The organism is Microvirga sp. 2YAF29, from assembly GCF_052114605.1.
Taxonomy (GTDB): Bacteria; Pseudomonadota; Alphaproteobacteria; order Rhizobiales; family Beijerinckiaceae; genus Microvirga.
Window position 1 is genome coordinate 131,490 of the sequence record NZ_JBFRFB010000010.1, and the last position, 15,881, is coordinate 147,370.

At 60.6% G+C, this 15,881-nt stretch carries 15 protein-coding genes, 1 tRNA gene and 1 pseudogene; 8 read left to right on the forward strand and 9 right to left on the reverse strand.

All coding sequences use genetic code 11. The features are described 5' to 3' along the window. Positions 1-307 precede the first annotated feature (307 nt). The 3 genes from AB4Y85_RS14425 to AB4Y85_RS14435 all read left to right on the forward strand — a co-directional run bounded on the left by AB4Y85_RS14425 (position 308) and on the right by AB4Y85_RS14435 (position 2,807). Positions 308-1,243, forward strand: coding sequence for a sensor histidine kinase (locus AB4Y85_RS14425; protein WP_441985602.1), 936 nt, complete (start codon positions 308-310; stop codon positions 1,241-1,243). Continuing rightward, the gene (locus tag AB4Y85_RS14430; RefSeq protein WP_441985603.1) at positions 1,233-1,895 is read left to right on the forward strand and encodes a response regulator; all 663 of its coding nucleotides are present in this window, start codon (positions 1,233-1,235) and stop codon (positions 1,893-1,895) included. The genes AB4Y85_RS14425 and AB4Y85_RS14430 overlap by 11 nt, the downstream gene beginning before the upstream one ends. A 249-nt stretch (positions 1,896-2,144) precedes the next feature. After that, positions 2,145-2,807, forward strand: coding sequence for a LuxR C-terminal-related transcriptional regulator (locus AB4Y85_RS14435; protein ID WP_441985604.1), 663 nt, complete (start codon positions 2,145-2,147; stop codon positions 2,805-2,807). A gap of 22 nt (positions 2,808-2,829) precedes the next feature. Here AB4Y85_RS14435 and AB4Y85_RS14440 read toward each other — a convergent pair whose 3' ends face one another. From AB4Y85_RS14440 to AB4Y85_RS14455, 4 genes are all read right to left on the reverse strand, one after another. Then, positions 2,830-4,527 carry a calcium-binding protein gene (locus AB4Y85_RS14440; protein ID WP_441985605.1) on the reverse strand — a complete coding sequence of 566 codons (1,698 nt, stop codon included), beginning with the start codon at positions 4,525-4,527 and terminating at the stop codon, positions 2,830-2,832. Positions 4,528-4,733: 206 nt separating this feature from the next. Then, entirely contained in the window at positions 4,734-5,159 is a 426-nt protein-coding gene (locus AB4Y85_RS14445; RefSeq protein WP_441985606.1) for a hypothetical protein, read from the reverse strand. A gap of 194 nt (positions 5,160-5,353) precedes the next feature. Next, positions 5,354-5,767 carry a hypothetical protein gene (locus tag AB4Y85_RS14450; protein ID WP_441985607.1) on the reverse strand — a complete coding sequence of 138 codons (414 nt, stop codon included), beginning with the start codon at positions 5,765-5,767 and terminating at the stop codon, positions 5,354-5,356. A gap of 59 nt (positions 5,768-5,826) precedes the next feature. Further along, positions 5,827-6,375 (reverse strand): hypothetical protein, encoded by a 549-nt coding sequence (locus tag AB4Y85_RS14455; RefSeq protein WP_441985608.1) that lies wholly within the window; start codon positions 6,373-6,375, stop codon positions 5,827-5,829. 243 nt (positions 6,376-6,618) lie between these two features. Here AB4Y85_RS14455 and xth point away from each other — a divergent pair, with 243 nt between their 5' ends. After that, positions 6,619-7,404 (forward strand): exodeoxyribonuclease III, encoded by a 786-nt coding sequence (xth, locus tag AB4Y85_RS14460; RefSeq protein ID WP_441985609.1) that lies wholly within the window; start codon positions 6,619-6,621, stop codon positions 7,402-7,404. A gap of 9 nt (positions 7,405-7,413) precedes the next feature. Here xth and AB4Y85_RS14465 read toward each other — a convergent pair whose 3' ends face one another. From AB4Y85_RS14465 to lipB, 5 genes are all read right to left on the reverse strand, one after another. Further along, positions 7,414-8,250: a tetratricopeptide repeat protein gene (locus tag AB4Y85_RS14465; RefSeq protein WP_441985633.1), complete on the reverse strand. Its 837-nt coding sequence runs from the start codon at positions 8,248-8,250 to the stop codon at positions 7,414-7,416. 490 nt (positions 8,251-8,740) lie between these two features. Beyond that, the gene (locus AB4Y85_RS14470; protein WP_441985610.1) at positions 8,741-9,571 is read right to left on the reverse strand and encodes a protein-L-isoaspartate O-methyltransferase family protein; all 831 of its coding nucleotides are present in this window, start codon (positions 9,569-9,571) and stop codon (positions 8,741-8,743) included. 51 nt (positions 9,572-9,622) lie between these two features. Continuing rightward, complete coding sequence (locus tag AB4Y85_RS14475; RefSeq protein WP_441985611.1) at positions 9,623-11,230, reverse strand: carboxyl transferase domain-containing protein; 1,608 nt, start codon at positions 11,228-11,230, stop codon at positions 9,623-9,625. A gap of 114 nt (positions 11,231-11,344) precedes the next feature. Beyond that, a complete protein-coding gene (locus AB4Y85_RS14480) occupies positions 11,345-11,671 on the reverse strand; it encodes a hypothetical protein (protein ID WP_441985612.1) in 327 nt (108 codons plus the stop codon). A 95-nt stretch (positions 11,672-11,766) separates the two neighbouring features. Further along, the gene (gene lipB / locus AB4Y85_RS14485) at positions 11,767-12,456 is read right to left on the reverse strand and encodes a lipoyl(octanoyl) transferase LipB (protein ID WP_441985634.1); all 690 of its coding nucleotides are present in this window, start codon (positions 12,454-12,456) and stop codon (positions 11,767-11,769) included. 250 nt (positions 12,457-12,706) lie between these two features. On the opposite strand from lipB, the gene AB4Y85_RS14490 reads away from it, so the two are divergent. The 4 genes and pseudogenes from AB4Y85_RS14490 to AB4Y85_RS14505 form a co-directional block, all read left to right on the forward strand. Beyond that, a tRNA-Leu gene (locus tag AB4Y85_RS14490) sits at positions 12,707-12,791 on the forward strand. 192 nt (positions 12,792-12,983) lie between these two features. Then, positions 12,984-14,408, forward strand: a complete 1,425-nt coding sequence (mgtE, locus tag AB4Y85_RS14495) for a magnesium transporter (protein WP_441985613.1) — start codon at positions 12,984-12,986, stop codon at positions 14,406-14,408. Positions 14,409-14,499: 91 nt separating this feature from the next. Further along, positions 14,500-15,405 carry a glycoside hydrolase family 25 protein gene (locus AB4Y85_RS14500; RefSeq protein ID WP_441985614.1) on the forward strand — a complete coding sequence of 302 codons (906 nt, stop codon included), beginning with the start codon at positions 14,500-14,502 and terminating at the stop codon, positions 15,403-15,405. Positions 15,406-15,623: 218 nt separating this feature from the next. Next, positions 15,624-15,797 (forward strand): annotated as a pseudogene (locus tag AB4Y85_RS14505) (hypothetical protein); the annotation flags it as partial. Positions 15,798-15,881: the final 84 nt, after the last annotated feature.

Below are 15,881 nucleotides of genomic sequence, written 5' to 3' on the forward strand. Positions count from 1 at the left end.
CGCATCGGTGGCCTTGTCGATCAGCAGCCTGGTAACGCCACATCTCCAGGATCTTGCGTTCAGAGAAACGCTTTCCGAGGAGAGCATCAGCGACCTCAATAGGGCCATGGAGCGCCCGGACCTTCGCGCGAACATAATCTCCTTAAGGGTATGGAGGCATGACGGCGTCGCTGTCTACAGCAGCGATCAAAAGGTTATCGGAGAACGGCTTAAGCATAACCCGGCGTTCCATGATGCATTGTCCGGCACCATCAGGGTACAATTCGAAGGCGCTTCCCAAGACGGGCGTGCTCAATCAAGCCCTGGCATGTCTCGCTTCAAAGTGTTCGTCCCCATTCGGGAGAGCGATACCGGCAAGATCATCGCCGCCTTGGAATTTCACGAGCGTGCGGAGGTTCCCGAAGCTGAGCTCGTCGCATCGGAATGGCAGACCTGGATCGCGACGATCCTGGTTACCTTAAACATGATGGGCGCCCTCTTCGTGATCGTGGCCAATGGCAGCAAGACGATCGACAAGCAGCGCGCGGCGCTCACCATGCGCGTGGCGCAGTTGTCGAGCCTTCTCCGGCAGAACCGCGACCTGCATGAGCGGGTCGAGAGAGCCGCGCAGAATGCGACGGAAAGCAACGAGCGGCTATTGCGGCAGATGGGATACGACCTACATGACGGCGTCGCGCAACTGGTCAGCCTCGCTCTGTTGCGTTTGGGCAAGGTCCGTGACAACCCGCACGACCACGACAATCTGAACCGGACTCAAAAAGCCCTCTCGGATGCTCTCAGCGATATAAGGAACATCTGCAAAGGCCTTCTCTTGCCCGAGGTCGAGAAGCTGACTCTCAAAGATGCTTTGACCTTCATGATCCGCCATCATGAGCGAACGACCGGGACGATCATCATCCGCAACATATCCGAACTTCCGGAGCAGGCCCCGCAATTCGTGAAGATTGCCCTGTGCCGCTTCGTGCAGGAAGGACTCAATAATGCCTTCAAGCACGCCGGCGGACGCGGTCAGCAGGTCAACATCCATTGGGATGGAGTTTCCATCGAGATCGAGGTCTCTGACAAGGGACCGGGCATGTGCGAACCGGAGGACCACGTGAAGCATCCGGGCTTCGGATTGGCGGGGCTTCGTGATCGGATCGAAAGCATCGGCGGAACCGTGAACATGAGAAGCAGGCCGGAAACCGGAACCTGCATCAAGGCGTCACTGCCGCTCGCCATGGGAGCGCCGGATGCAGCGTAAGATTCGTGTCGGAGTCGTGGACGATCATGTGCTCTACAGGGATGGAGTGATTTTCGCCCTGGAATCCGAGGCTGACATCGAGGTTGTCGGCCAAGGTGGAACAGCCGCCGATGCCCTGCAGATCGCCCAGGAGCATGCTCCCGATATCCTGCTTCTCGACATGAACATGCCGGGCGGAGGCATCAATGCCGCCGCCAAGATCGCGCTGCGTTGCCCTTCGACGAAGACCCTGATGCTGACGGTCATCGATGACGAGGAGGAGGTCCGCAGCGCCTTGCGAAAGGGAGCGCGCGGTTATCTTCTCAAAGGGACCAGCAGTTCGGAACTCGTGACCGCCATTCGCATCGTCGACAAGGGCCAGAGTTATGTGTCTCCGAGTTTTGCGGCGCAGCTCTTCATGGCGAGGGTGACAGAAAAGCGCGAGCCATCCGCCCCGAGTAGATTTCCGGAGATCACCGCGCGTGAAGAGCAGATCCTGATGCTGATCCTTCAAGGTTTCAGCAACCGGCGCATTGGTGACGAGCTCGGACTGACGGAGAAGACGGTGAAAAGCTACCTGACGGCCATCATGGAAAAGCTCGGTGTCAAAAACCGTGTCGAAGTTGCCATGGTTGCTGCGACGAGGCTCTACAACAGGCAGATTCAAGCTTGAGCGCCTTTGTTGGATCTACCCCTTCGAAACCGCCGCCTCAACCTTTTGACGGGTCGCGGCGCGTTCCTACGTCTTGAGTGGTACTCCTCAAGGGGCGCTTATGGTTCTTCCCTTATAACTTATTGATGTTGCCTAGTATGAAGGAGACTTATTATCCTATCTCCAGGGTCGAAAGGTTGAAAGACCTTTCAAAGGCAGATGAGTCCTTGCCTGCTCTATGATCAGCTGAATTGGAACTGGGGGGCTCCAATGCAAAACGGCATTCGTGTCGGTGTCGTCGACAAATATCCCATGTTTCGGGACGGGATTATTCTGGCTTTGAATTCCCAGCCGGATATCCAGGTCGTCGATCAGGGTGCAACGGCTTGGGATGCGATCCGGATCGTCAAGGAGAGCATGCCGGATGTCATCGTGCTTGATGCGGACATCCTGGACAACAGCATGGAAACGGTCGAGGCGATTTTGCGGCAGAACCTGCGGATCGGGATCGTGATGTTGGCCGACACGGCGACGGAAGAAAGCGTTTACGCAGCCCTGAGAAGAGGAGCTCGAGGGTACCTCTTGCGGGAGACCAACCGCAGCGAACTCGTTCAGATGGCGCGCGTCCTTCACCAGGGACAGAGCTTCATTTCACCGAGCCTTGCGGCGAAACTCCTGACGGATAAAGGCCCGGCCCATGGCGCGTCAAAGACCGCGAACGGCCTCCCCCATTTGACCCCGCGTGAGCAGCAGATCCTCACGATCCTCGTCCAAGGGCGGAGCAACAAGGAAATCGGCAACAGCCTTTATCTGAGCGAGAAGACCATCAAGCATCATCTCACCAACATCCTGCAGAAGCTCCGCGTTCGTAACCGGGTCGAAGCCGCTCTCAAATTCTCGAACGGCTATCAGCAGCCTGCGATGCCCTCGTAAGGCTGACGCCTGCGCAATCCGCTCAGATGACCAGGAAGTCACCCGCGTCGAGCCCGATCTTCGACACGAACCTCGCGAAGGCTATCGCCTTAATCGGCCCCGTGCCGTCCGCATCGTAAGACAGAAGCCCCGCCTTCTTGTTGAAGACGATATGGTCGTTCGCATCCTTGGCGCTGATGCCGATGGTGAAAAAATCGGGTTTCAGTTTTCCCGCTTTGCCGAGCTTTTTGAAGATCGCATTTTCCAGGCGGATCTTGTCGACCTTGATCTGAAAATCCCTGATGTTGTCGACATTGGTCTTGGCGTTCAGGCGGTCCCGAAACACGAAACTGTCGCGCCCCGGGCCACCCCACAGCGTATCGCGTCCTGGGCCACCGTCGAGATAGTCGTTGCCCGCATCGCCGAAGAGTTGATCGTTTCCGGCGCCGCCGACGAGCGTGTCCACATGCTCGCCACCGAAGAGCAGATCGTTACCGTTCTCGCCATAGAGCTTGTTGATGTCGAGACCGCCATAGAGGAGATCGTTGCCGGCGCCACCGTACAGCGTGTCGTTGCCCACATCGCCAAAGAGCTGATCATTCCCGTCATCCCCACGGAAGTAATCATTGCCCGGCCCGCCATAGAGGGTGTCGTCGCCGCCGCCACCGATCAGAGCATCGTTGCCCACATCCCCATAGATGATGTCGTATCCCTCGCCACCCTCCATGTGATCGTCGCCCATACCGCCGAAAATCAGATCGTTTCCGGTTCCGCCAAAGATGACGTCGTTGCCGCCATCGCCGTAAAGGCTGTCGTCGCCATCATGGCCGTAGATAAAGTCGATGCCGGTATTGCCGAAGATCTCGTTGGCAAGGGCGTTGCCTTCCAGCACGAGCATGCTCGTGCCCGCGGCCGCCTTGAGCACTTCGACATTGTAGCTCAGTCGATAGGATGCGGTCGTGATGACCGTGTCGTACCCCTCCCCTGCAATCTCCTGAACGATGTCGAATGGATTATCGACGAGATAGATATCGTTTCCTGCCTTGCCGATCAGCGTATCGACACCGCCCTTGCCGTCGAGCAGGTCGTCGCCGTGCGTTCCGATGATCAGGTTAGCAAATTGATTGCCGATGAGCGACAGCGAGACGGCGGCAAGACTCGCCCTGAGAACCTCGACCTCGGAATCTTCCGCCAGCGCGAAGTCGACATCCGTCTCGACGATATCGTAGCCGCCGCCGACATCTTCAACGACCCGATCCGCGGAGTTGTCGACGATGTAGATGTCGTTTCCCGATCCGCCTTTGAGCGTATCCGCACCCTCGCCACCATCGAGAACGTCGTCCCCGGCATACGACTCCATGTAGTCGCCTTTTGCGGAGCCGGTAAGATTGTCCGATCGAGACAGAACCGCTGCGGCTGCGATAGCGCCGCCACGATGGAAGGCCTGCAAGTCGCTATAGGTGAAGAGCACCGGCCCGCTGGGTGTGCCGATGGTCAGCCAAGTATCGCCGTCATAACTGAAACGCAGATAGGAGACTTCGCCTTCATCAACTGAAAGCTGTCGACCGCTATAAAAGACGTCGAGCTGGTGCCCGATATATCCATCAGGATGCTGGACTTTAAACGCCGCTGTATCGTCGCCACCGCTCCTACCGAACACGATAGCACCCAGAATCTCCGTGAAGAGCTTTGGCAGACGCAGGTCTTCCGGTGTGTCGGCGGTGAACGTGACGGTCGCCATTCGGGATGTCTCGCGAAGTCTCTCTCACGCTCAGCCCGAAGTGGGCTCAGACGCGATGTGGCACGGATAACGAAGCAGGATTGAAGTGCTGCAAGGCGGCTTCATGAAGCCGCCGCCGTTATCGCATCAAAAGCGACTTAGGAAAATACCCTATAACAGCCAAGCTGCGGCTCAAAGCCTTATGCCGCAAGCGTTACTATGTTCCGTCATGCAGCGGAGCGGATGTCCGCCGAGGTGTCCTCATCTTCCACATGCGCGCTGCGTTCCAGCTGGACTGCATACGCTGCATCGAGGCCACGCAGGCGCATTGGATCGTCGGTTTTTTCCTCGCCGAGAAGCACGGGGACGCGTTCGGTGAAGCGCTCCAGAGCTGAGTGCAGGAAACGAAGATTACGGGCAACGGGATGAGCGCCGGAAGCCTCGTCCCTCACAAGAGCGGATGCCGCCGCATAAAGATCGTCCACGGCAGCTTCGACACCGGGATCGCGTGTGAGAAGGCTCATGGTGCCGATGAGCAGGACGCGGAGATCGCGAAGCTCGGCCTCCCTGCCATGCTGGGCGATGGCTTCGACCACAAGTTCGGTTGCGGCGATTCTCTCACCGATCGTCTCTGCAATATTCTTGTTCGTCATGTGCCCCATCTCCGCTCGGCCGATTAGAATTGTCTTCCTGATTCAGCGACGAAAAGGATGCGCCCACATGGTTAATGAAGACTTACGACACCTATGAAACGTAAGGATAGCTTGGCTTGCGGCAGGGCAATACAACCCTTCCACATCACCACCTTGTCATGGCGTGCCCGCTGCGCCGCTTATCGAGCTGAGGATCAGCAGCCGTCGCAGAGCCGGCGGGCCCGCTGCTCGATTATCCGGCCTTTCTTCTGAAGTTCCTCCTCTCTTGAGGAGGGGCCGACGGAGGACGGATTGCCGGCGCGGCGGCCTCCCTGAACACTGCCCGTCGCTCCCGGCCCCGTGGTGCTTCCCTCGCTACCGGGCGGCGGAATGGGGGCCGAGCTTGTGGCGCCTTGAGGGGGCGTGGTGGCTGAACTTCCCATGCTGTTCTGCGGACGGGGGAGCGGCGTCGAGGGACTGCTGGGCGACGGCGCACTCGGCGAAGCCGCCGTGCCGCTCGCGGCACCGGAGGAGGACCCGGAACTGCCGCTGGAGGATGAACTTTGCGCCCAGGCCGCACCAGCCGCGAGACAGCCGATCATGACAAGGGATGGAAGCGTACGCCGCATAAGACCCTCCTTGCAAAGTTTGTCGGAAGTCAACTCACGGCGGGCCGGATGTTTCCCGCCTAGCTCGCCCACACGACGAGGGTGACCGGCCCATCCGGATCGAGCACCTGCTTCCCGCCGGGCTTCAACCCTGCATCTGCCAATGTGACTTCAGCGGAGTGCCCCTGATCGCAGGCGGAAAACACGGTCACGCCATCCGGGATGAAGGTCCCCTCGGCCCGCGTGAGGTGAAACGCGGTGTAGCCGATGGCGAGGAACAGATCGAAGACCTGACGTCCGCCGGGCACGGCCACCCTGCCCCCGTTCGGCAGGACCTGGCCGATCGCTTCTTCCCAGGAGACTTTGCCCGGGTCCCACCACCACCCATCCTCCCGCTGTTCGAGGCCAGAGGAGGATGAAGTCAACACCATCCGCAGCCGCTTCCTCGGATTGGGATTGGCCTCATGCCCGAGGCGGCCCAGCACCGTCAGGTCAGACTTGTTGAGCTCCGCCTGAAAATAGGCCCAATCCGCATCGTTGCGCAGGATATCCGGCGTCTGTCCTGTCGCATCGGCGATGCGGTCGTTGTCGGAGACGATGGCATAGCCGTGGATTTCAACGTTGGACATGAAGCAGCCTTTTCCGGGAGCGGGCCTGATCGCCGCGTTCATGAGAATCCACAACACCAGCGCATTCAGCATGTGCCATAGCATATGCGTGCCGAGTGGTAGCGTGGCGCAGACTGCGCTGTCGATGGGCAGGAACCGGATGGGTTCGTGAGGCGCTCTGGTGGGAATAAAGACGGGTAGCACCTTGCAAGCTTTTCACGAACATCCGATGAAGGCTTACAAGAGGGCAAAGAGGCCGAGACGATGCGTATAGCCACCTGGAACGTGAACTCCATCAAGCAGAGGCTGGATCACCTCGCGACCTTCGTGAAGAGCGCGGACCCGGACGTGCTGTGCCTCCAGGAGCTCAAATGCGTGGACGAGGCCTTCCCGAGGGCCGAGGTCGAAGCGTTGGGCTACAACGTCGTCACTCATGGGCAGAAGGCCTATAATGGGGTGGCCATCCTCTCCAAGCGTCCGCTCGAAGATGTCAGGCGCGGCCTTCCCGGCGACGATGGCGACGAGCAGGCGCGTTATCTCGAAGGCGTCATCTCGACGGAGGGCGGCGCGGTGCGCATTGCCTCGATCTACCTGCCGAACGGCAACCCCATCGGCACGCCGAAATTCGAATACAAGCTCGCCTGGATGGATCGTCTCCATGCCCATGCCCGCAGGCTTCTCACGCTTGAGGAGCCGCTGGTGCTCTGCGGCGATTACAACGTCATTCCCGAACCCAAGGATGCCGCAGATCCGGCTGCCTGGACAAACGATGCGCTCTTCCAGCCGGAAAGCCGCGCGAAGTTCCGGGCGCTCGAAAATCTCGGCTTCAGCGATGCTCTTCGCGCCTGCACGGACCAGGCGGGCCTCTATTCATTCTGGGATTATCAGGCAGGCGCGTTCCAGCGGAACAATGGCATCCGCATCGACCATCTGCTGCTTTCGCCGCAGGCTCAGGACAAGCTCAAAACGGCTTCGATCCGCAAGGAAGTGCGCGGCTGGGACAAGCCGTCCGACCACGTGCCGGTGATGGTGGACCTGGATCTTGCTTAAGGTGATGCCTTAACGGCGAGATTGAATGTACTGCTCGAGAAGAGCCAGCGCCAGTTTGCGGTCCGAATCGTCGGAAGCGGAGAATGCTTCCTCGTAGAGACTCGTGATCCACTGATCCTTGCTGGAATCGGCGGCGGCTTCGTGCGCCAGGGTCAGCCACATGAGCCCCTTGGCCCGCTGACGCGGTACGCCCTGGCCGTTCATGAGAAGATGGCCGAGGAGCGCCTGTGAGGGGTGATGCCCCTTTTCGGCGGCCAGATTGAACCACCGGGCGGCCTGCCGCGAATCTCGTCTCACGCCCGTTCCTTCCATATAGAGGCGGGCGAGGTTGTACTGAGCGTTGGAATCGCTGAAGTAAGACGCTGCGTAATTGAACATTTCGACAGCGCGGGCCGGATTGGCGGACACGTAGGTGCCCTCGATGCCGTCGAGGAAATAGGTGCCGAGCGCCACGAAGGCGCTGGAGACGACCGTCGCATTCGGCGAGTCGGGGCTTTCATCCGCATGCTGGTCGGCAAGCTTCGAGAAATACTCAAAGGCCTTCAGATCGTCGTGCTGAACGCCGTCGCCATCCGCATACATGCGACCGAGCTTCCAGAGCGCGAGCGAGTGCCCCTGCCCCGCCGCGTATTCGAGAGCGGCGGCGGCGCCGAGCTTGTCCCCCGCATTGTAGTCACGCATCCCCGTACGAAGAGCCTCGCGCGCGGAGCCATATTTCGCGGTCGGAGCGAGCACCGGCGAGAGCGCGGGTGTCAGCGGCTGCGGACGCGGCGCAGCATCGAGCGCCTGGGCGATACCAATTCCAGACAGGCTGAAAAGTGCAACGGCCCCAAAGACCGAGAGCATGGATTGCAGGGACGCGCGCAAAGCCTCCGTCGAGCGGCGGCTCGGCTTCATTGGCATTTCAATCAGGCGCGCATCCATGGATTTACACTCTTGTCCACACAGTCCTAACGAAAGTTCCGCGTGGGATGGAACTCTCGTGATCTGCCACGTGCTGCGCCACCTATGCAATGACCCCCTCGGAGGGATGCCCGGTAGCGTTAACCGGACCTTCCCTTGGAGTGCCTCGCTGTAAAGCTTTGGTTTGGAAGCACTTAGCAGGCCTTCTCTGGTGATCGAGGTTTATGGCGGGATCGCGGCGGCGCTTGGGCCAAGAACGGCAGGATGAGGAAGGTTTTTAGGTGTTGCATGGAGGCAACAATTTTTTGACCTTTTGGGACTTCGAAATAAGCCGTTCGGAACTGCGCAGCTACGCAAACTGCTCCTCGTCACCGCTTATAGCTCAAGCTGCCGCTAGGTTAGGTGCGGGTACGCACAGCCGAAAGGATGGCTCTCACCGGTCGACGACTTTGGACGAGAACCAGACCTGTTTGTAGGTAGCGACGGCATTCTTGTCCGGCGCGATTTCGTCCCTAAGCCATACCGATCTGACAGTGGCGAGATCGGCCTCGCTCGGCAGGTGCCTGACGCTGGATTTTTCCGTCATTCCGCTGCACGAGATGAAGCCTACACTCATGAGAACCTGGGCGGCGAAGCCCTTCTCTCGCCACTTCACGAGAAGCGCTGGTCCCCAGCCCTTGTGCGGCTGCCAGGGAAAGATCAGTCGTCCATTCGGCTTGAGAGCCCTCAGCCATTCCGCGTCCGGCGCAATGACGCCCGCGTTGACGTAGATCACATCCGCCTCGGGAAGTTTCCTGCCAAAGGCGGATCCGGCATGGACGGTCACGTTGGAATAGGACTGCAGATTCCGGGACGCCTCGGCTGCCAGGTCAGGCTCATATTCGAAGGCCTCGACATGTCCGCCCGGTTCAACGAGCCGCGCGAGCATCGCCGTGTAGTAGCCCGTGCCGGCTCCCACATGAACGACGCTTTCTCCTGGCTGCGGGCTGACGGCATCGAGCCAGGCGGCATGGAGGGCCGGCTCGCCGTTATTGATGCCGCGTTTGCGGTCGATGGCGACCAGAACATTCTCGTAAATGTCGGCGAGCCTGTTCGTCTCGCTCGCATCGCCAAGGCTGATGACGGTCCAGGGAGGTGGCGGCAGGAAGTCTTCACGCGGAACTTTCGCGAAGGCTTGCTCGATGCGCACGTCGCCGATATCGGCGAGCTTTGCGATCCGATGGGCGTAGCTGCGGCGGAGGGTATCGGGTCCAATCTCGGACATACCCTCCCAACCACTCTATCCGATGCCGGTTCCGCTGCTAGAGCTCGACGCCTACATCCTGAACACGCCGAACTTCGTCTCCGGAACCGGAGCGTTCAGCGCGGCCGAGAAGGCGAGCGCGAGAACGCGGCGGGTTTCCGAGGGCAGGATGATGCCGTCGTCCCAGAGCCGAGCCGTCGCATGGTAGGGCGAGCCCTCCTCCTCATACTTGTTGCGGATGGGCGCCTTGAAGGCCTCTTCCTCGTCCGCGCTCCAAGTCTTGCCCTCGGCCTCGATATTGTCGCGCCGCACAGTGGCGAGAACGCTCGCCGCCTGCTCGCCGCCCATCACCGAGATCCGCGAATTCGGCCATGTGAAGAGGAAGCGCGGAGAATAGGCGCGGCCGCACATGCCGTAATTGCCAGCGCCGAACGAACCGCCGACGAGCAGGGTGATCTTCGGCACCTGCGCACAGGCCACCGCCGTCACAAGCTTGGCGCCATCCTTGGCGATGCCGCCCGCCTCGTATTGGCGCCCGACCATGAAGCCCGAGATGTTCTGGAGGAAGAGCAGTGGAATGCGCCGCTGGCAGCACAGCTCGATGAAATGCGCGCCCTTTAGCGCGCTCTCGGAGAAGAGAATGCCGTTATTGGCGATGATGCCGACCGGCATGCCCCAGATACGGGCGAAGCCCGTAACCAGCGTCGTGCCGTAGAGGCGCTTGAACTCGTCGAATTCGGAGCCGTCCACGAGCCGCGCGATGACCTCGCGGATATCGTACTGTTTCTTGAGGTCCGTCGGCACGATCGAGTCGAGATCGCAGATCGGATATTTCGGGTCTACGGGCTCCGCGATATCGATGTCGATTTTTTTGCGGGTGTTGAGCGTGCCGACGATGCGGCGCACGATGGCGAGCGCGTGGACGTCATCGGTCGCGTAGTGATCCGCCACGCCGGACTGTCGCGCATGCACATCAGCGCCGCCGAGATCTTCCGCCGACACTACCTCGCCCGTCGCCGCCTTCACGAGCGGAGGCCCCCCGAGGAAGATCGTGCCCTGGCGCCGCACGATCACGGTCTCATCCGACATGGCGGGCACATAGGCACCGCCCGCCGTGCACGAACCCATGACGCAGGCGATCTGCGGAATGCCCATCGAAGAGAGCGTCGCCTGATTGTAGAAGATGCGCCCGAAATGCTCGCGGTCGGGAAAGACTTCGGTCTGGTGCGGCAGGTTCGCGCCGCCGGAATCGACCAGATAGATGCAAGGCAAGCGGTTCTCGCGCGCCACCTCCTGCGCCCGGAGGTGCTTCTTCACCGTCATCGGGTAATAAGTGCCGCCCTTGATGGTCGAATCGTTGCAGACGATCATGACCTCGCGGCCTTCGACGCGTCCGATACCGGTGATCAGGCCGGCCCCGTGAATCGCATCGTCATACATGCCATGGGCGGCAAGAGAACCGAGTTCGAGAAAGGGAGCGCCGGGATCGAGCAGGCGTGTCACGCGCTCGCGCGGCAGCAGCTTGCCGCGTCCCAGATGCCGCTCGCGCGCCTTGGCCGGTCCGCCCTCCGCCACCGCCTGCCGCTTGGTCTGAAGCTCCTGGGTCAGGTCGGCCCAAGCGGCGCGGTTGGAACGGGCGGCATCCGAATTCAGATCGGCGGAGGTGGCGATAACGGGCACGGCGTCAGGCTCCCTGTTTTGTCTTGGCTCCTCTAACGGCCGAAAACCGGAGGGCTCTCACGTCAGTAACGGGGACCTGAGAGCCTGCGCAACTGCGTTCGTGAAGATTACGCCTCAGCCTTTCGCACGAATGACCACGTTTTCCCGGACGGTGCCGTGGCCGCAGCGATAGGCGATGCCGCGCACGAGCGACCAGTCATTCGTCGTTTGCTGCATGTAGAGATGCGTGCCGCCCAGAGCGACAGTCGCTTCCAGCATGCTCTCGGTGGCAGAGTCGAAGCCGGGAGTGGTGGGAACGACCGGGCTCACCTCACCAAGACGCTGGCAGACGCGCACGTCGGAGGGCGAATCGACGATTTTGACGAGCTCCGTCGGGTCCGGCCGGTAGGCACAGGCCGAGACTGCCAGGGCGAGAACGGAAGCAAGAAGGGCGCGCTGCATGGGATGTCCGTCGATAAGCGAATGTTCCGACAAGCTTAGAGCATGTTGAGCCGCTGAGGAGAAGCCTGACGATGGAGGATGTAAGAAACTGAGACTCAGTTGCCGGAAAGCAACGGAGCTTCCACCCGCTCGGTCGGCCCGAAGATGTCCTCGAAAGCCTTGCGCATCACCGAATCCACCTCCGGCATGGTGACTGGGATGCCGAGATCGACAAGGCTGGTGACCCCGTGCCGGGTGACGCCGCAGGGCACGATGCCGGAGAAATGAGTGAGATCAGGCTCCACGTTCAGGCTGATGCCGTGGAAAGTAGCCCAGCGGCGAACCCTGATTCCGATAGCGGCGATCTTGTCCTCTGCCGTTTCGCCCTTGTCAGGGCGGCGTACCCAGACGCCGACCCTGTCCTCCCGCCGCTCGCCCCGGATGTTGAAGGCGTCGAGGGTCGATATCAGCCAGGCTTCCAGGGCAGCCACGTAGCGGCGCAGGTCGGGAACCCGACGCTTCAGATCCAGCATCACATAGGCCACACGCTGGCCAGGACCGTGATAGGTGTATTGTCCGCCCCGCCCCGTCTGGTGCACCGGAAACCTGTCAGGGTCCACGAGGTCGGTGGCCTGCGCCGATGTGCCCGCCGTGTAGAGCGGCGGATGCTCCACGAGCCAGACCATCTCCCGCACCGTTCCTGCCGCAATGGCATCGGCCCGTGCTTCCATGAAGGCGACAGCCTGCTCGTAGGGGACCAAGCTCTCGGAGATCGCCCATTCCACCGGCTCGGAGGAGCCTTCCATGAGAAGTCTTTCTGCCAAGCTGTCGCGCGGGTTCGACACGGATCCACCTTTCTCTGGTGCGGGATGAATTGATGCAACTCTGAAACGGCGAGTTGGCTACCCTCCATATAGTAACTCCCCAGCGGTTTTGCCCATGAATTCGACCCACCGTCACGTTTCGCGCGATTAATTTCAGGAAGGGCTTGCGGCGCCGAAATCGTTCTGCTAATTCGACCACCTCTTCAGGAGAACCCCTCCTGAAAATCAGTTCGCGGTCATGGCGGAATTGGTAGACGCACTACCTTGAGGTGGTAGCGGGGAGACCCGTGGAGGTTCGAGTCCTCTTGACCGCACCAAACTACAAAAAGGGTCCCTTTTCGGGGCCTTTTTTGTTGGTCATATGACCGCGTTATCCTAAGACGCCCTGAATCAATCTGACAGGAACGGCGGCCAAGCGATTCATTGATATGGCCTTTCCAGCGCAGCGACCGAGCATGCGCCGGGATGGCCAGGCATTTTCCGAAACAATCATTTCTTGAGGACGGCTCATGCTGGAAGTCGATAACGACAAAACGCTTCCTACGCCCGACGGGCCGGAGACCGAACTCCCGGTTTTCCGGGACGAGGAAGGTGAGCTTAATTCCGAATTCCTGGCCTCCGCCGCCGATGCCATCGAAGCCTCCGATACCGAGCTGCTTCAGCGTCTCGTGGAGGATTTCCACGAATCCGACCTCGGCGACCTCATCGAGGCACTCGAGCCTGAGCACCGCCCTCGCCTTATCGAGCTTCTGGGCTCGGCTTTCGACTTCGCCGCCCTCACCGAGGTGGACGAAGCCGTTCGCGAGGAGATCCTCGAAGAGCTCGAAACCGCGACCGTGGCCGAAGGTGTCCGCGATCTCGATTCGGACGATGCCGTCACGATTCTCGAAAGCCTTCCGGCAAATGAGAAGAACGAGGTTCTCGACCAGCTTCCCGCCATGGAGCGCGTCGCGCTCCAGCGCTCCCTCGACTACCCCGAGGACAGCGCGGGCCGGCGCATGCAGACCGAGTTCATTGCCGTACCGCCGTTCTGGACGGTGGGGCAGACCATCGACTTCATGCGAGAAGGCACCGATCTGCCGGAGACCTTCTATGAGATCTTCGTCATCGATCCGGCAGGCCACCTGCTCGGAGCCGTCGCCCTCGACAAGCTTCTGCGCTCCAAGCGCCCGGTCACGATCCAGGAGATCATGGACGATGAGCCCGACCGGGTGGTGGCGACCCAGCCCCAGGATGACGTGGCCCGCATGTTCGAGCGCTACAACCTCGTCTCCGCCGCGGTGGTGGACGAGGCAGGCCGCCTCGTGGGTGCAATCCTCGTCGACGATGTCGTCGACGTGCTCGAGGAAGAGGCCGATGCCGATATCAAGCAACTCGGCGGCGTGAACTCGGAAGAAGAGCTCTCGGATACGATCCTCTACACCCAGCGAAGCCGCTTTCCCTGGCTCTTCGCCAATATGTGCACTGCGCTCATCGCTTCCACGATCATCCGCATCTTCGAGGATTCGGTCGCGCAGATGGTGGCGCTGGCCATCCTCATGCCCATCGTGGCCTCCATGGGCGGCAATGCCGGCACCCAGACCATGACGGTGGCCGTGCGCGCGCTCGCCACCCGCGAGCTCGGTCGCTCCAATGCCTGGCGCATCATCCGCCGCGAGGCGGCGGTGGGCGTTTTGAACGGCCTCGTCTTCGCGATGATCATGGGGACGCTTGCCGGACTCTGGTTCCAGTCGGCGCAACTCGGCATGGTGATCGGATTGGCGCTGATCACGGTGCTCATCTTCGCGGCACTCGGTGGCATTTTCGTGCCGCTCACCCTCAACAGATTCGGCGTGGACCCGGCCGTTTCGTCCGGCCCCTTCGTCACCAGCATCACGGATATCGTCGGGTTCCTCTCCTTCTTGGGTATAGCTACGCTGTGGTTTAACTTGTAATCCTGTGAAAGGACCATTTTCGTAATGGCCTGTTAACGCTCTTGGGGCATGGCTGGTGAAGTCCAGTTTTGCGTCAAATACAGATGAGCCGATGAAGACTCGCCGCCGTACCCCCAGCCGTTCCAGAAACTCTGGCCTGACGACGTTCATCCGGTCCATCCGGTTCACTGCCCTTGCCGCAATGGCCATAGGCCTCGCCTCCTGCGCCGTCGGCCCCGCCACTACGTCCAGCCGATACCCCACCAAGAGCGATGTGCGCCCTCATGCCGGCGTCGCGAAGGCCCATCGCCTTCCGATCCATGGCGTCGATATTTCCAAGTGGCAGGGCACGGTGGACTGGGCGGCCCTGCGTCAGGCCGGTACGCAATTTGCTTTCATCAAGGCCACCGAGGGCGGTGACCATGTGGACAACCGCTTCATAGAGAACTGGTACGGCGCCAAGAAAGCCGGCGTTCCGCGCGGCGCGTACCATTTCGTCTATTGGTGCCGCCCAGCCCACGAGCAGGCAGCATGGTTCAAACGCAATGTCCCCGCCGATCCGGACGCCCTGCCTCCGGTTCTCGACGTGGAATGGAACGGCCAGTCCGTGAACTGCCCAAAGAAGGTTCCGCGCGATCAGGCGCTCGCCATGATCAACCTGATGCTCCAGGAGATGGAAGCGCATACGGGCAAGCGGCCGATCCTCTACACGGACATCACCTTCCATAAGGAAATCCTGGAAGGCGAGTTCAACGATTACCCCTACTGGATCCGCAGCACCGCAGCCGAGCCTCACGAGCGCTACGAGAACCGCCGCTGGACCTTCTGGCAGTTCACCACCACCGGCCGCGTTCCCGGCGTGAGCGGAGACGTGGACCGCAACACCTTCTACGGCACCGAAAACCAGTGGCGCATGTTCGTCCAAAGCGCCTGCGACCCCCGCGACTACCGCAGGCTCGCATCCGCCGGACGCTGCCAAGGCCTGGACCCTGTCCAAACCGCAAGTATCGACGAGTAAAGAGACTTCGTGATCTCAATACCCTGAGCCCGTCTGCTATCCGCAGGCGGGCTTTTTTATTTGGCTTCGGCCTGCTCGCCAGCGGACGAGATTCTTAATGTTGACCATAAACCTACTGTATCTTTATAACAATAAACATAAAATTCAGCGACACCTCGGTCGCACATCTGCCTTATGATAAAACGGAAAGCCACCATGGCCGCATCTACAGTTGACGCATCACTCCTTGGCGAAACGATTGTGGGGGCGTCGGCAATGATTCCCTCACCGGCACCACCGGCAACGACAATCTCAGAGGTGAAGGCGGCAACGACATTCTCGAAGGAGGAGAAGGTCGGGACGAGCTGATCGGCAATGGCGGCAACGACACCCTGGATGCAGGTTCGGGCCGGGATCTCCTCTTCGGCAATGGCGGGGACGACGTCTACCTGTTCAACCGCAATAGCGGCGGGGACGAGATCTATGACTCGGATGGC

Bases quoted from the DNA above. Each gene is read 5' to 3' on its own strand.
- AB4Y85_RS14425 (WP_441985602.1), top strand. From the start codon at position 308: ATGTCTCGCTTCAAAGTGTTCGTCCCCATTCGGGAGAGCGATACCGGC.
- AB4Y85_RS14430 (WP_441985603.1), top strand. From the start codon at position 1,233: ATGCAGCGTAAGATTCGTGTCGGAGTCGTGGACGATCATGTGCTCTAC.
- AB4Y85_RS14435 (WP_441985604.1), top strand. From the start codon at position 2,145: ATGCAAAACGGCATTCGTGTCGGTGTCGTCGACAAATATCCCATGTTT.
- AB4Y85_RS14440 (WP_441985605.1), bottom strand. From the start codon at position 4,527: ATGGCGACCGTCACGTTCACCGCCGACACACCGGAAGACCTGCGTCTG.
- AB4Y85_RS14445 (WP_441985606.1), bottom strand. From the start codon at position 5,159: ATGACGAACAAGAATATTGCAGAGACGATCGGTGAGAGAATCGCCGCA.
- AB4Y85_RS14450 (WP_441985607.1), bottom strand. From the start codon at position 5,767: ATGCGGCGTACGCTTCCATCCCTTGTCATGATCGGCTGTCTCGCGGCT.
- AB4Y85_RS14455 (WP_441985608.1), bottom strand. From the start codon at position 6,375: ATGTCCAACGTTGAAATCCACGGCTATGCCATCGTCTCCGACAACGAC.
- xth (WP_441985609.1), top strand. From the start codon at position 6,619: ATGCGTATAGCCACCTGGAACGTGAACTCCATCAAGCAGAGGCTGGAT.
- AB4Y85_RS14465 (WP_441985633.1), bottom strand. From the start codon at position 8,250: ATGCTCTCGGTCTTTGGGGCCGTTGCACTTTTCAGCCTGTCTGGAATT.
- AB4Y85_RS14470 (WP_441985610.1), bottom strand. From the start codon at position 9,571: ATGTCCGAGATTGGACCCGATACCCTCCGCCGCAGCTACGCCCATCGG.
- AB4Y85_RS14480 (WP_441985612.1), bottom strand. From the start codon at position 11,671: ATGCAGCGCGCCCTTCTTGCTTCCGTTCTCGCCCTGGCAGTCTCGGCC.
- lipB (WP_441985634.1), bottom strand. From the start codon at position 12,456: ATGGAAGGCTCCTCCGAGCCGGTGGAATGGGCGATCTCCGAGAGCTTG.
- mgtE (WP_441985613.1), top strand. From the start codon at position 12,984: ATGCTGGAAGTCGATAACGACAAAACGCTTCCTACGCCCGACGGGCCG.
- AB4Y85_RS14500 (WP_441985614.1), top strand. From the start codon at position 14,500: ATGAAGACTCGCCGCCGTACCCCCAGCCGTTCCAGAAACTCTGGCCTG.